Raw genomic sequence first — 14896 nt, 5'->3', positions numbered from 1 at the left:
CGCAACACAAACCATTTTATGGTAAAATCTTTCGGGAAACCCGGCAAGGGTCCAAGAACGAACGGAAGATCAATGAATAAAGATAAGAAAGTCCTTATTAAAAGAGGAACAATCCTAAAAGTAAGCATGAGAGAGGTGCCCCTTTTGTTACAAGCACTAATAGAAGCGTTTTCCAAAGATCCGGATTTGCAATCCGTTGTGGCCGGGGTGAAGGCCGGAATGAAGGAGCAGCTGGTATCCGGTTTGTCGGGATCGTCGCGGCAGATGGTACTGGCAGCGTTGTTTGATGAAATCAAACGGCCGATGCTGATTGTGACCCATAATATGTTCTCAGCCCAAAAAATTGCAGAGGATTTGCAGGAAGCGCTTACACCGGATCAGGTTTTATTATATCCAGCCAATGAGTTGGTAGCCGCGGAATCTGCCGTTTCCAGTCCAGAAACCCTCGCCCAGCGCATCGATGTGCTGATGCGGTGCGCACAGGGATTTTCGGGAGTCGTCGTTGCGCCATTTTCCGGTGTTCGCCGGTTTCTGCCTGCTCCGGAAGTGATGGCAGAGGCCCGGATTCGGATCGAAGACGGGGGAACGCTGGCGGTAGACGAGTTCATGCTGCGCATGATCGAGATGGGCTACGAGCGCGTGGAACGCGTAGAAAACAAAGGCGAGATGAGCCTGCGCGGCGGCATTATCGATTTCTATCCGATGACCTCGCAGCTCGCTTTCCGGGTTGAGCTGTTTGACGATGAGGTGGATTCCATCCGGACCTTCGATCCGGCGGACCAGCGCTCGATCGACAAAGTCAAGGAAGTGACCATTACGCCATGCAAGGAGATTATCGCCGATCAGCACCGGCTGGTACAGGCGGCGGAGGCTGCCGGACATTTGCTGGAGGAGCAGCTTGGCAAAATGACGGACCGCCAGGCCAAGCTGCGCTTAACGGAGGAAATGAACCGGGAAATGGAGCTTTTGCGTGAGCATGTCTATTTTCCTGAAATCTATAAATATATTGCTCTGCTCTATCCGGAGCGCAAAACATTGTATGATTACATGCCGAAGGATACGGTACTCATTCTGGATGAGCCGGCCCGTCTCTTAGAGACGGCGAGACAGCTGGAACGCGACGAGTCGGAGTGGAACCTGCATCTGCTTCAGAACGGTAAAACGTTGCCACAGCTGCATTTGTCGGTGGAGAATGAAACCGTGCTGTATCACCGTCCATTCCAGACGATCTTCATGTCTATTTTTCTGCGCCAGGTGCCGCACACGCAGCCGCAGAATATCCTTAACTTCATCAGTCGCGGATGCAGGATTTCCATGGTCAGATGAACGTGCTGAAATCGGAAATGGAACGCTGGCATAAGTCGGGCGTCAAGGTCATTATGCTGGCGAGCGGCGAGGAGCGGCTTGACCGGATGCGGCGCGTCCTGCAGGACTATAATATCGACGAGCCAGTGATGCTGCAGGGCAATCTGCAGACCGGCTTCGAAATGCCCTCTATTCATCTGGCAGTCATTACGGAGGGCGAGATGTTCTCGCAAAAGCAGCGTAAAATCCGTAAATTGGGCAAAAACATCGACAACGCCGAACGCATTAAAAGCTACACCGAGCTGAAGGTTGGAGACTATGTGGTTCATCAGAATCACGGCATCGGTAAATATATGGGCATCGGTACGCTTGAGATCAACGGCATCCATAAGGATTACATGCATATTTTGTACGCAGGCGGCGATAAGCTGTCCGTACCGATCGAGCAGATTGATCTGATCCAGAAATATGTCGGTTCCGAAGAGAAGGAGCCTAAAGTATACAAGCTGGGCGGCAACGAATGGAACAAGGTGAAGAGCAAGGTCCGCTCGTCCGTGCAGGACATCGCCGACGACCTGATCAAGCTTTATGCAGAGCGGCAGTCGACTCCAGGCTTCGGTTTTGAAAAGGATACGGCCGAGCAGCGCGAGTTCGAGGAAATGTTCCCGTACGACGAAACGCGGGATCAGCTTCGGGCCATTGAAGAAATCAAAAAGGACATGGAGCAGAACCGTCCGATGGACCGACTGCTCTGCGGCGACGTAGGCTATGGCAAAACAGAGGTTGCTATCCGTGCGGCCTTTAAAGCGGCCATGGAAGGCAAGCAGGTCGCGGTGCTCGTTCCAACGACCATTTTGGCGCAGCAGCATTATGAGACGTTCCGCGAGCGTTTCTCCGGTTATCCGATCAACATTCAGGTGCTCAGCCGTTTCCGCTCCCGCAAGGAGCAGAATGAAACGACCAAAGGCATCCGCCAGGGAACCGTGGATATCGTCATCGGCACCCACCGCCTCCTGTCCCAGGACCTGATCTTCAAGGATTTGGGCCTGCTTATTGTGGACGAGGAGCAGCGCTTTGGCGTTACCCATAAGGAAAAGCTCAAGAAGCTGAAGACGAATGTCGATGTGCTGACGCTGACGGCGACGCCGATACCGCGTACGCTGCATATGTCGATGCTGGGCGTGCGCGATTTGTCGGTCATCGAGACGCCGCCGGAGAATCGATTCCCCGTTCAGACGTATGTTGTGGAATACAGCCAGACCCTGGTCCGGGAAGCGATCGAGCGGGAGCTTGCCCGCGGCGGACAGGTGTATTATCTATACAATCGGGTGCAGGGCATCCAGGAGATGGCCAGCCAGATCACGGCGCTTGTACCGGAGGCTAAGGTAGGCGTGGGCCATGGTCAAATGTCGGAATCGGAGCTTGAGAAGACGATTCTTGATTTCCTCGACGGTGAATACGATGTGCTGGTCAGCACGAGCATTATCGAGACCGGCGTGGACATTCCGAACGTCAATACGCTGATCGTGCATGATGCCGACAAGATGGGCTTGTCCCAGCTTTACCAGCTGCGGGGACGCGTAGGCCGGTCCAACCGGATTGCATACGCGTATTTCACCTACCAGCGGGACAAGGTGCTTACCGAGGTGGCGGAAAAGCGGCTGCAGTCGATCAAGGAATTTACGGAACTCGGTTCCGGTTTCAAAATCGCGATGCGCGACTTGTCCATCCGCGGTGCAGGGAATCTGCTCGGGGCGGAGCAGCATGGTTTTATCGCTTCCGTCGGCTTTGACCTGTACTCGCAGATGCTGGCCGAAGAGATCAAGAAGCGGAAGGTGTCCATGCTGGGCGAGAAGGAAGAGCCGTCGAAGGCATGGAATACGATGATCGATATCGGCATCGATGCGTATCTGCCTGCCGATTACATCTATGACAGCATCCAAAAGATTGAAATTTACAAAAAAGTGGCCGCCGTGGGCACGTTTAACGATGAGCGGGAACTCGAGGATGAGCTGCTGGACCGGTTCGGAGAGCTGCCGGAGGCTGTGGTGAACCTGCTTACGGTCGCGCGTTTGAAAATATACGGCAAAATGTATGGCATCGACTCCATTACCAAGCGCGGGGACGATCTCTTGCTGAAGTTCTATGAAGGTCAAGAGAAGAAAATCAGCACGCCTAAGCTGGCCCAGATTGGCAATAAGTTCGAAAGACGTGTACAATTTGAGCAGGAGTCCCAGATGTCGATCCGTATCAAGGGTAAGGGGCTCGATGACGGGCAGCTGCTGAGTTTGCTGGAGCAATTTCTGAAGGCAATCCGAGAGCTGTTTAAATCGAAGGAGGAGCTTCAGGATGTTGTTCAATAAAAAGAGAGCCTGGAAGGGAATCGTCCTCACGCTGATCGCTGCCATGGCCGTGTCCATGCTGGCTGCCTGCGAAAAGGGCGAGTCTGCGGACAAGGAGGACTCAAGCAAGGTCATTGCGACCTACAAAGGCGGGGAAATAACCGAGCAGGAGCTGGAGAAGCAGAAGAAGATCATTTCCTTCATGTCTCCGGAATATTCCCAGTTCATTAACCTAAGCGATTTTCAGGATTATGTCGTGAAGCAGAAGATTGCTTTTGAATATTTGAGCAATAAAGCCGACGAGACCGCGAAAAAAGACGGCGATAAACAAGCAACCCAGGTCATGGACCAGAATAAAAAATCCATGGGCGACGAGCAGTTCAAGAAGCTGCTGGAAGAGCAGAATTTGAAGGAGGAAGACCTCAAGGCCTACCTCGTACAAGCCATGACGTCTCTGGCGGACATGACAGGCAAGGTCACCGATGCCGATATTAAAAACAAATATGAGTCTTCGAAGCAGGATTATACGGTCGCGAAGCTTCATCATGTGCTGATCGGCCTGCAATACGGTGACAAAAAGGAACGTACGAAGGAAGAAGCGCTCAAGATTGCCAAAGAGGTCAAGTCGAAGCTGGATCAAGGCGGAGATTTCGCCGAGCTTGCGAAGAAGTACTCGGACGATACCGCAACGAAGGATGACGGCGGATTATACGAGAACTTCACGCTGGGCCAAACAAGCGTGAACGAATTCAAGGAGCAGGTGCTGACCCTGCCGCTGGGTAAAGTGAGCGAACCGTTCGAGTCCACGCTCGGCTACCATATCGTAAAGGTCGATTCCCGGCAGGAAACGCCTTTCGACAAGCTGACCGCCGAGCAAAAGGATATTATTAAACAAAACTTGGGTGCGGCCAAAATCGACAACTTCATGCAGAATGAGCTGAAGGATATTATCACGAAGATCGATTTGCCGAAGACCGAAGACCAACCGTCCAACACGGACAAGGCAGGAACAGACAAACAGGACTCTACAGGTAGTTACAAGGAAGACGTAAAGACCGGCGAGACAAGCGGCAAGTAAGCAGCAATGGGCTTTAACAGACCGTGATTCAAATGGAAAACGCGGAGCGATCCGCGTTTTTTTTGTGGGGTTTTCCCGGGGTGCTTTTGAACAAAATGCGCTTTTTGACCGCAACTATTCATTCCAAGTTCATGTATAAGGATTTGGGAAAGGATGAATACTATGGTCAGATATCACACTTATATTTCCTGGGACACTCCTCTTCCCATCCGAACAGTAGTTGAAAAATCTTCTCGAGAAAGCGGGGCAACATGTCAAATGAAAGCTACTGGAATAGTCCGTCGTATTGATGACCTGGGCAGAGTGGTCATCCCTAAAGAAATTCGAAGAACACTGCGAATCCGTGAAGGAGATCCGCTTGAAATTTTCGTTGACCGTGATGGTGAAGTTATTCTAAAAAAATATTCGCCAATCGGAGAGCTTGGCGATTTCGCCAAAGAATATGCCGAATCGCTGTACGAGGGTACGGGGCATACCACGATCATTTCCGATCGCGATACGTTCATTGCCGTGGCCGGAGGCTCCAAGAAGGAGTATCTGGAGAAGCAAATCGGCGCACCGATAGAGAGCTGCATGGATAACCGCAAGACGCTGCTGGAAACAAACGGCGGCAATTATGAAATCAGCAAGGACCATCAGGAAACGCTGTCGTCCTTCGTGGTTGCGCCTATCATCTCTGGCGGTGACCCGATCGGTACAGTCATCCTGCTTAGTAAGGACGATTCCGTTAAGATGGCGCAGCTTGAAATCAAAATGTCCGAAACGGCTGCGGCTTTTCTGGGCAAACAAATGGAGCAGTAAGCAAGGCAAACTCCCGCTTCGAACGCTGCGTGCAGCATTCATGAGAAGAAGCGGGAGTTTTTTGTGCCTGGAATCCCAGGTATAATAGAAACTGCGGCTTATCCACTTGCTGCAATACACATTTGTTTCTTGTCCATTCGGGAGAAAAAAGTAGGGGAACGAAAATGAAGGAAGCGGGGACATCCTCGAAAATACTGCAGGGCGCGTTCGTGCTGAGCATCGCGATGGTGCTCTCGAAGCTGATCGGGACGCTGCAAAAAATACCGTTGCAAAATATGGGCGGCGATGTCGTTTTCGGCATTTATAATACGGTTTATCCTTTTTACACCCTCATGATTACGCTTGCGCTTGCCGGATTTCCGGCGGCGATTTCCAAGTTTGTGGCCGAGGATGCCGCGCAGGGCGGCCAAATCCGCAGCCGGCAGGTCATCCGGGTGGCATCAACAGCGCTGGCTTGCTCGGGGCTTGCGCTCGGAGCGGCGATCTATTTCGGAGCGCCGCTGATCAGCCGGATGATCGGCAATGCAAGCGTCGTGCCGGCGCTCAGGGCTTCTGCGGCTGCGATGCTGTTTGTGCCTTTGATGTCCGGTCTGCGCGCTTTCTTTCAGGGATATCAAAATATGATGCCGACAGCAGTATCACAAATCGCTGAACAGTGCTTCAGGGTTGCGGTGATGATCATTTTGCTGATATATCTCACCTCTGCTGGAGCATCAGCGGAACGCATAGCGGCAGGCGCCCTGCTCGGCTCGGCTGCAGGGGGAGCGGCAGGGCTGCTCGTCATGGGTGGATACTGGCGCGGCTATCGCAAGGGACGCCATACAGGCGGGGAGGAAAAAGCTCCGTCAGAACATAGCTTTAAAGCGCGGCAGGAGGGGGGGGACCTGCGTCTGCTGTGGAGCATGCTGAAGTATGCCCTTCCCGTATGTCTGGGGGCGCTGGCCATTTCGCTGGTGAGTCTGGCAGACACCTTTACCGTGCCGCGCCTTCTGAAGGCGAGTGGGGCCGGAGAAGCGGGAGCCATGGTCCAGTTCGGTATTTATAACCGGGGCATGCCTGTGGTGCAGCTGGTCACGATGATGGCCACATCGCTGTCGGTGCTGTTCATCCCTGCGCTGGCTGAAGCGAAGGCAAAGGCAGACAGGCCATTGGTCGAGGGACGCTGCCGCCTGTCTTTGCGCTGGTTTTGGCTGGTAGGCATGGCCGCATCCATCGGGATCGCGGTGCTCGCCATGCCGATCAATACCGCGCTCTACGAAGACGGGACGGGTACCGGCGTCATTCGCTGGATTGCCTTTACGGCTGCAGGCAGCGCGCTCAGCATCATCTCTGCCGCCCTGCTGCAGGGCATCGGCATCGTGAAGGCGCCGGCACTGCACCTGCTGGCCGCGGCAGCGGCGAAGACGCTGCTGAACCTGCTGCTCGTGCCGGGCCTCGGCATCACGGGCGCGGCCGTCGCCAGCGTCGCCGCGCATTTCCTGGCGGCAGCGCTCAATATCGCGCTGCTAGCGCGCCATACCGGCCTGCGCATCCGCGCCGGTATGATGATCGGGCGGCCGGCGGTTGTCCTCGCCGGCATGGCCCTGGCGGCGGGCGCCGCCATGCTCGCCGCGGACGCTTTGCTGTCCGCGCTCGGGCTGCACGCCCGCATCACGGCCGCTGCGGCCAGCCTGGCCGGGGCCGCAGCCGGTGGCGCCGCCTTTCTGGCCGGCGCCGCCAAGACGCGCCTGCTCAGCTTGCAGGAGCTGCGCATGCTGCCGAAGATCGGCGCTCCGCTTGCCGGACTGCTTCGCAGGCTGCGGCTGATCGCATAGCCGCGAACGGAAAGATTTTGGTGAGGGAAGCAGCCGTGGTATAGTATAGCTGCTGCCAATAACCGGAAGAATGATGATAGAGCGGAGGAATGAAGAATGAGTGCATCCATTACCATTGTCGGTCTGGGCTCGGGCAATCCCGACCGCCTGACGATGGGAATCGTCAAGACGCTCCAGCAGGCAACGGAAGTATACATTAGGACCAAAGACCATCCGATGATGTCAGTGCTGGATGAATTGAAGGTTTCCATGCAGTCTTTTGACCATATTTACGAAGCACGGGACTCGTTTCCCGAGGTTTATGCATCCATTGCAGATACGCTATTGGAGAAAGCATCTGCCGGAGCACAAGGGTCGAGTATCGTCTATGCCGTTCCTGGCCATCCGATGGTCGCCGAATCGACCGTGCAGATTTTGCGTGAGCGCTGCGCAAGCGAAGGCGTGGAGCTGAGCATCCTCGGCGGGGAGTCCTTCCTGGATGAAGCCTTTGTGCGACTCGGATTCGATCCGATTGAAGGTTTCCAGCTTCTTGACGCCAGCGGGCTGAATGCAAGCTTTTTGCAGCCGCAGCTGCATACCCTCATCGGCCAAGTGTACGACGCGTTCACGGCTTCTGACGTCAAGCTGGCCTTGATGGAGCTTTATCCAGACGATTACCTGGTGACTGTGGGACACGCCCTCGGCGTTGAGGGGCAGGAACAGATCGTTCAGGTACCGGTGTATGAACTCGATCGAGTAGAGGGCTACGGAAATCTGTCACTGATTTATGTGCCTCGAAGCGAGGATGACATGCTGCGCCAGCGAACCTTTGCGCGGCTGCACGAAATCGTCGGAATTCTGCGCAGCCCTGGTGGCTGCCCTTGGGATCAGGAGCAGACACATGAATCCATCCGCAAGAATCTGATTGAAGAAACCTATGAGGTCATCGAGACGATTGACGAGGATGATCCGGAGCATATGCAGGAGGAGCTCGGTGATCTGCTGCTGCAGGTGATGCTGCATTCGCAGATGGAGGAGGAAGTCGGCACCTTCAATGTCTTTGATGTGATTCAGGGGTTGAATGACAAGCTGATTTTCCGGCACCCGCATGTGTTCGGGCAGAACAAGGCGGAGGATGCGGAAGCGGCGCTTGCAAACTGGGAGCAGATGAAGGCCGAGGAAAAGCGGCGCAAGGGACAGAAGCCGGAGCAGGCATCGGCCTTGGACGGAATCCCGCGTGATCTGCCTGCGCTCATGAAAGCCTATAAGCTGCAGAAGAAGGCGTCCAAAGTAGGATTTGATTGGGATCAGATCAATGACGTATTTCTCAAGATCGAGGAAGAGCTGTCCGAGCTGCGTGAAGCCGTCGAGCAGGGCCTGGATCCGGAGGAGCAGGTGGCGGAGCTCGGAGACCTGCTGTTCGCCGCAACCAATGCGGCGCGTTTCCTGCATGCCGATCCGGAAGAGGCGCTGTCGAGGACCAACCGGAAATTCGTCAAACGGTTCCGTTTTATCGAAGAACAGCTGAAAGCCAAGGGAAAGACCGTGGAAGATAGCAGCCTGGAGGAAATGGACGCGATTTGGCAACAGGCCAAAAATCAGGTATGATAAGGACTCCATCTGCGTGGGGGATGAAGGCTGCCAACTGCTAGGCAGTACATGAAGGAAATGTAAAACATTGCTGCACTCGTCGCGATTCTTCGTCGATCAGCCGAATTTTTACAAGAATTCCCTCATAAATGATAAAATTTTGGCATATTCAAGCAGGAATTCGAGTAAGGCATCCAGAATAACCATACTCATGAAAACTGCGGGAGTGACTGCAGGTTCATGCATCCCGAACCGCGGAACGGCGGACAAAGGGCCGCGTGCCATGCTATCATGACGCACCTATACTTATTTCTTTGTATATTGGGAGGATAATAATTTATGAACAAGACAGATCTGATCAACAACATTTCGACTAAAAGCGGCTTGACCAAAAAAGACGTGGAATCCGTTCTGAACGGTTTCCTTGGTGAAATCACCGATGCCCTCGCAAGCGGCGATAAAGTGCAATTGATCGGCTTCGGCACATTCGAAACCCGCAAACGTTCCGGACGTACCGGCCGCAACCCTCAAACCGGCAAAACCATCGACATTCCAGAAGCTAACGTACCTGCGTTCAAAGCGGGCAACAAGCTGAAAGAAGCCGTAAAATAAGATGCGTGTCGACAAATTCCTAAAGGTATCCAGGCTGATCAAACGGCGTACCGTAGCCAAGGATGTCTCAGATCAAGGCCGTGTGCTCATTAACGGCAGAGAGGCCAAGCCCAGCAGCACCGTGAAGGTTGGCGACGAAATCACGGTTCAGTTTGGACAGAAGCTCGTCACCGTGAAGGTGGAGCGTCTCGCTGAAAGCACGCGTAAGGATGAGGCCGCGAGCCTGTACTCCTTGGTCAAGGAAGAGCCGATCATAAAAGATAACGGTTTGAACTGGTAACAAGCACTTTTATAGTCAGCACATACAGGCACCTCCCGGGTTCGGGGGGTGCCATGCTATTTTATAGAAGTCCTTTGCACCACCTGCAGGTCGGCCGCCCGGGTTCTTCCGTTGTAGTTCTAAACCGCGTGTCCCCTCCATAAGCTATTGGTAAGAAGGAGGGGTACATGCCATGAACGAGCCAGCCAAAAGCAAACAGCATGAGCTGCACATGCTGAACCGCAAGCAGCTGCACCTGACGGGAGTCCATAACGTGGAGAGCTTTGACAGTGAAGAATTCCTGCTCCATACCGAGCTTGGACACCTGACCATCAAAGGACAGAATTTACATATCAAGAACCTAAGCCTGGAGGAAGGCCTGCTTTCCATCGAAGGCTTGGTTCATTCCCTGGTTTACCTGGATCCCGGTTCACACGGCAAAAACAAGGGAATGCTCGGCAAGCTGTTTAAATGAGTCCGCATATTCAGTGGATTACCCTGCTTTGGATGCTGTTCTCGGGAGCAGCGATGGGACTGGCCTATGACAGCTACCGGGTGCTGTCGGGCCAGCTGCATTTTCCGAGATGGACCCTCCATGTTATGGACCTCCTCTATTGGTGCGGGGCAGCTCTTTTTGTGTTCAGGGTGCTGTATGTCAGCAATTACGGGCAGCTTCGCTTCTATGTCTTTGTGGGACTCTTTCTGGGAGTATGGTTATATTTTTTATTCTTAAGTGTTACAACTCAGCGTTTTGTGGTAATGTTAATAAAGGTAGTGCGTTATATGATCGATATGCTCAAGCGACTTTTCAGGCTTATGGTTTGGTCGCCCATCCGGCTGCTGCTAAGGCTGCTGAAGGGACTAGCCGTCATGCTGGGAAGCCTGCTGATGTTCATTTTGCATGTCGTACTGAAAATTCTGCTGCCTTTCTGGAAGCTGACGAAGTGGATGTTCAGACCGATCACCTCGCGTCTTCGGATGCCGAAGTGGCTTGACAAGCTGGTAGAAGCCGCAGCGGTTCTTTGGAACAAGTGGTTTCCAAAGAACAAGGAATAGAGGAAAAAGGCAGGCCCGTCTGGAATAAAGGTAACGATACCCTGTTTTGAAGGAGGAGACCCATGGGAAAATACGCTGCCAAGGAACGAGCACGCACCCAAACGGCCAGAACCAATCAGGAAAGCAAAACCGTCAAAAGTGCCGGTGCCCGCAGACGGATCATGATCTGGGTTTCTTTTATGGTCATCTTTATGGGCTGGGCAGGCTATACCTATATTTCTCAGCAATCGCAAATTGCGGACAAGAGTGCCGAGCTTGCCAAGAAGAAGGTGGAGCAGCAGGCGACGGACAATTCCAAGAATGAGCTGACGACCGAAGTGAAACGGCTCAATGATCCGGAGTACATCGGACAGCTCGCACGCAAGAATTTCGGAATGTATTTACCCGGGGAAACCCCGATCTATACGGAGGAAACAAACCCCTAATATAGGCGCTGAAACTGGGCCTAACTCAGTTGACCTCAGTTTCTGCTTTATGTATAATCAAATCACCACAGCCAAGGTTTGACTCAAATCTTGTTGTATATTTTTAAGGGAGGATCATTTTATTCTATGGCAATCGAAGTGGGCACCAAGTTAGAAGGCAAGGTGACAGGCATAACGCATTTTGGAGCATTTGTGGATCTGTCAGGAGGTGTCACGGGTCTCGTTCACATCTCGGAAATCGCCGATAATTACGTCAAGGATGTCAACGATCACCTGAAGATCAATGATGTTGTAACCGTGAAGGTGATCAATGTCGACAAGGACGGCAAGATCGGACTTTCCATCAAACAAGCTGTTGATAAGCCAGCATCCGAAGCTCGGCCTCCAAGAGGACCAAGACCGGAACGTTCCGGTGGCGGAAGTGGAGAGCGGTTCGGCGGCGGTGGTGGTGGAGGCTACAACCGTGAACGTGGCGGGCGCCCATTCAAGCCTGCAGCCAACAAAACTTCGTTTGAGGATAAAATGTCACGTTTCCTGAAGGACAGTGAAGAACGTATTTCTTCCATCAAGAAACAGACGGAATCCAAACGCGGTGGACGCGGCGCTAAACGCATGTAATTTAGCTTCCCCGCGCATGTGCCGAAGACTTGAATAAGAAAAATCGTCTATTGACGTAATATCATAGATGAAAAACCGCGTTATAGCGGAAGTTTTTCTTGCGCTCATTGCATTGTTCAGCTTCGCTGAAAACTTCTGAATTCTATGATCTTAAGATAAACCGCAGCAGGTTCGAGCCTGCTGCGGTTTTTTTGTCGTCCGGAAAAAAATTACCGACAGCATCCAACGGTTTTCCGGTTCTGTCTTTCGCAATCGCTAGCAGATTGTTGGAGGCTACCGGGAAAGCCTTTACGCCAGAGCTAAGTTCCGATGCCGTTCAAACGGCTATGGTGCAAGGGTGCCACGGCCGATTCCCGACATTTCGCGAGGCGGGCTTTTTTGTCGGAAACTTTTTTGGGGCCTGTCCGCTGTTATGACAAACTTTCATGTTTCATGGCCTCTATAATGGGTACCATCAAATCTACGAAATGGTGGTGCCGAACACATGGAGAAGTTGAACGTAAACATTCCCGGATTTAATACGCTGCAAAAAGAAGCGGTGATGGAGGATAACGGCTGGACGGCTCGGCTGCGCAATATGCCCATGCTCCAGCGCCCGCTTCAGCTGTTTGCAGCCAAGAAGTGGATGCTGCTGCTGACGCTGATGGCGTTTTTACTGGGAAAGGCCATGATATTGGACGAGCTATCGCCATTTGCGATCGCCTACTTTGCCGTCATCGCGTTCATGCGCCGCGATTATCTGCTCCCTGTGACGGTTGCGCTCATTGCCGGCAGCCTCTTTGCTCCCTTTCCTGCACCGCTGATCATTGCGGCTGAGCTTCTTATTTTCTACTTGATCCACCGGGGGCTGAACGCTTTCGAGCATGCCGAGCTGTCATATGCGCCTCTAATGGTTTTCGTCTCCGCTTTCGCCGTTAAGCTGTTTACGATTATGACCGGACCGCCATTTACCTGGTATGCGCTCATGATGAGCTCGCTGGATGCCGTTCTCAGCTTCGTACTCACCCTGGTGTTTATCCAAGCCATTCCCGTGTTTACCTATCGCAAGAAAAATTATCAGCTGCGCAGCGAGGAAATTCTCTGCTTGATCATATTGCTAGCCTCCGTGATGACGGGCGCTGTGGGCTGGACGGTATATTCCCTTTCCGTGGAGCATGTGCTTTCCCGTTATCTCATCTTGATCTTCGCCTTGGTCGGCGGGGCGCCACTTGGGGCCTCGGTCGGGGTCGTGACGGGCCTCATCCTCAGTCTTGCGGATATTTCGGCCATCTATCAGATGAGCCTCCTTGCCTTTTCCGGCATGCTGGCCGGGATGCTGCGTGAGGGCAAAAAGGGGGCAGTGATGATCGGAATGCTGCTGGGCTCCTCGATTCTATCCATTTATTTCAGCGGGCCTGCAGACGTGATGACCTCCACCTGGGAATCGTGCGCGGCAATTGTGCTCTTTTTATTAACGCCGAAATCGATCATTACAATGATCTCCAAATATGTGCCAGGCACGAATGACCACAGCAAATCCCAGCATGAGTATGCCAAAAGGGTGCGCGATCTGACCGCGGAGAGGGTAACGCAGTTCTCCCAGGTCTTCCGGCAGCTGTCGCAAAGCTTCGGCCAGGTGGCCGGTACTGAGGAGGTGAGCAAACGAAACGGCGAAATGGACCATTTCATGAATGCCGTAGCAGAAGGGTCATGCTCCAGCTGTTTCAAAAAGAGCCATTGCTGGGATGCGAAATTCTATCAAACCTATAAATATATGACGGATGTGATGACCGCCGTTGAGGACAATCCGGAAATAACCGATCAGCAGATTCCGAAGGAGTGGACGCGGATTTGCGGTAAAACAGGCGAAGTGCTTCAGGAATTGAAGCAGCAGTACAACCTCTATCAGCATGATATGCAGTGGAAACGCCAAATATACGACAGCCGCCATCTGGTCGCGGAACAATTGTCGGGCGTATCCCAGGTCATGGAGGATCTGGCACGGGAAATTCAGCGCGAGGGACAGGCGATGTACCGGCAGGAGGAGCAAATCCGCGAGGCGCTGGAGCAGCTGGGCCTCTCTATTCAGGGCATTGAAATTATCAGCCTGGATTCCGGCCACGTGGAAATTGAGATCATCCATGCGTTTACCCGCGGCTACGACGAATGCCGCAAAATCATCGCGCCTTTGTTGTCCGATATATTGGACGAGCATATTGCCGTCCTTCACGAGTCCTCCGTTTCTTCCAAAGACGGACTGGCCACGGTCATGTTCGGATCGGCCAAAACCTTCGAAATTACGACCGGCATTGCCGGCGCGGCCAAAGGCGGAGATTTGCTATCGGGAGACAGCTTCAGCATGGTGGAGCTCGGCAATGGGACCTTTGCGGTCGCGCTCAGTGACGGCATGGGCAACGGGGAGCGGGCGAAGCAGGAGAGCAGCACGGCCTTGTCGATCCTGGAGCAGCTGCTGCAGAGCGGCATGGACGAGAAGCTGGCGATTAAATCGGTGAATTCCATTCTGATGCTCCGGTCGCCGGATGAGGTATATGCGACGGTCGATATGGCGCTGATCGATCAGTATACGGCGGAGACTACCTTTATGAAAATTGCCTCCACGCCAAGCTTTATCAAGCGCGGCCTGGAAGTGATTCCAGTATCCGCGAGCAACCTGCCGATCGGTATCATTCAGGATATCGAGGTGGATCTCGTCACCTTGAAGCTTCAGGCCGGGGATATCGTCATCATGATGACGGACGGTATTTACGATGCGCCGGGGCATGCCGTGAATAAGGAGCTGTGGATGAAGCGTCTCATTCAGGAAATCGACAGTGACGATCCTCAGCACATCGCCGATATACTCTTGGAAAAGGTGATCCGTTACCAGCAAAATATTATTCATGACGACATGACGGTCGTCGTTGGCAAAGTCGAGCACTTCCGTCCGGAATGGACGACACTGCATGTGCCCGGACTTACGCGAATGGAGCGCCCGCGCACGGTAAGCTGATGCCGTTCGTTACATTGCCCGGGAAATG

General features: G+C 53.2%; 11 protein-coding genes and 1 pseudogene. All 12 read left to right on the top strand.

Annotation, left to right across the window (positions count from 1 at the left end; translation table 11 throughout):
• Nucleotides 1–144 precede the first annotated feature (144 nt).
• The 12 genes and pseudogenes from mfd (at nucleotide 145) to spoIIE (ending at nucleotide 14868) form a co-directional block, all read left to right on the top strand.
• Nucleotides 145–3668: pseudogene (mfd, locus tag ACTHPM_RS26895) on the top strand (transcription-repair coupling factor).
• Entirely contained in the window at nucleotides 3655–4725 is a 1071-nt protein-coding gene (locus ACTHPM_RS26890; protein WP_440398345.1) for a foldase protein PrsA, read from the top strand. The pseudogene mfd and the gene ACTHPM_RS26890 overlap by 14 nt, the downstream one beginning before the upstream one ends.
• 258 nt (nucleotides 4726–4983) lie before the next feature.
• Nucleotides 4984–5526: a stage V sporulation protein T gene (gene spoVT, locus ACTHPM_RS26885; RefSeq protein WP_440398344.1), complete on the top strand. Its 543-nt coding sequence runs from the start codon at nucleotides 4984–4986 to the stop codon at nucleotides 5524–5526.
• Between the two features lie 164 nt (nucleotides 5527–5690).
• Nucleotides 5691–7340 (top strand): putative polysaccharide biosynthesis protein, encoded by a 1650-nt coding sequence (locus tag ACTHPM_RS26880; RefSeq protein WP_440398343.1) that lies wholly within the window; start codon nucleotides 5691–5693, stop codon nucleotides 7338–7340.
• Between the two features lie 96 nt (nucleotides 7341–7436).
• Entirely contained in the window at nucleotides 7437–8927 is a 1491-nt protein-coding gene (gene mazG / locus ACTHPM_RS26875) for a nucleoside triphosphate pyrophosphohydrolase (RefSeq protein WP_440398342.1), read from the top strand.
• A gap of 321 nt (nucleotides 8928–9248) precedes the next feature.
• On the top strand, nucleotides 9249–9521 hold the full coding sequence (locus ACTHPM_RS26870) for an HU family DNA-binding protein (RefSeq protein WP_160501143.1): 273 nt from the start codon (nucleotides 9249–9251) through the stop codon (nucleotides 9519–9521).
• Nucleotide 9522: 1 nt separating this feature from the next.
• Entirely contained in the window at nucleotides 9523–9801 is a 279-nt protein-coding gene (locus ACTHPM_RS26865; RefSeq protein WP_440398341.1) for an RNA-binding S4 domain-containing protein, read from the top strand.
• A 172-nt stretch (nucleotides 9802–9973) separates the two neighbouring features.
• Complete coding sequence (gene yabP / locus ACTHPM_RS26860) at nucleotides 9974–10255, top strand: sporulation protein YabP (RefSeq protein ID WP_440398340.1); 282 nt, start codon at nucleotides 9974–9976, stop codon at nucleotides 10253–10255.
• Entirely contained in the window at nucleotides 10252–10836 is a 585-nt protein-coding gene (gene yabQ / locus ACTHPM_RS26855; protein ID WP_440398339.1) for a spore cortex biosynthesis protein YabQ, read from the top strand. The genes yabP and yabQ overlap by 4 nt, the downstream gene beginning before the upstream one ends.
• 62 nt (nucleotides 10837–10898) lie before the next feature.
• Nucleotides 10899–11261, top strand: a complete 363-nt coding sequence (locus ACTHPM_RS26850; RefSeq protein WP_440398338.1) for an FtsB family cell division protein — start codon at nucleotides 10899–10901, stop codon at nucleotides 11259–11261.
• A gap of 126 nt (nucleotides 11262–11387) precedes the next feature.
• A complete protein-coding gene (locus tag ACTHPM_RS26845; RefSeq protein ID WP_440398337.1) occupies nucleotides 11388–11879 on the top strand; it encodes a S1 domain-containing RNA-binding protein in 492 nt (163 codons plus the stop codon).
• Between the two features lie 484 nt (nucleotides 11880–12363).
• The gene (gene spoIIE, locus ACTHPM_RS26840; protein ID WP_440398336.1) at nucleotides 12364–14868 is read left to right on the top strand and encodes a stage II sporulation protein E; all 2505 of its coding nucleotides are present in this window, start codon (nucleotides 12364–12366) and stop codon (nucleotides 14866–14868) included.
• Nucleotides 14869–14896 lie beyond the last annotated feature (28 nt).

It is taken from the genome of Paenibacillus sp. SAFN-054, from assembly GCF_051966755.1.
In the GTDB taxonomy this organism is placed as follows: Bacteria; Bacillota; Bacilli; order Paenibacillales; family Paenibacillaceae; genus Paenibacillus_AQ.
This window is presented reverse-complemented; position numbering and strand designations above follow the sequence as displayed.

Coding starts and splice junctions, on each gene's coding strand:
- ACTHPM_RS26890 (WP_440398345.1), top strand. CDS start 3,655: ATGTTGTTCAATAAAAAGAGAGCCTGGAAGGGAATCGTCCTCACGCTG.
- spoVT (WP_440398344.1), top strand. CDS start 4,984: ATGAAAGCTACTGGAATAGTCCGTCGTATTGATGACCTGGGCAGAGTG.
- ACTHPM_RS26880 (WP_440398343.1), top strand. CDS start 5,691: ATGAAGGAAGCGGGGACATCCTCGAAAATACTGCAGGGCGCGTTCGTG.
- mazG (WP_440398342.1), top strand. CDS start 7,437: ATGAGTGCATCCATTACCATTGTCGGTCTGGGCTCGGGCAATCCCGAC.
- ACTHPM_RS26870 (WP_160501143.1), top strand. CDS start 9,249: ATGAACAAGACAGATCTGATCAACAACATTTCGACTAAAAGCGGCTTG.
- ACTHPM_RS26865 (WP_440398341.1), top strand. CDS start 9,523: ATGCGTGTCGACAAATTCCTAAAGGTATCCAGGCTGATCAAACGGCGT.
- yabP (WP_440398340.1), top strand. CDS start 9,974: ATGAACGAGCCAGCCAAAAGCAAACAGCATGAGCTGCACATGCTGAAC.
- yabQ (WP_440398339.1), top strand. CDS start 10,252: ATGAGTCCGCATATTCAGTGGATTACCCTGCTTTGGATGCTGTTCTCG.
- ACTHPM_RS26850 (WP_440398338.1), top strand. CDS start 10,899: ATGGGAAAATACGCTGCCAAGGAACGAGCACGCACCCAAACGGCCAGA.
- ACTHPM_RS26845 (WP_440398337.1), top strand. CDS start 11,388: ATGGCAATCGAAGTGGGCACCAAGTTAGAAGGCAAGGTGACAGGCATA.
- spoIIE (WP_440398336.1), top strand. CDS start 12,364: ATGGAGAAGTTGAACGTAAACATTCCCGGATTTAATACGCTGCAAAAA.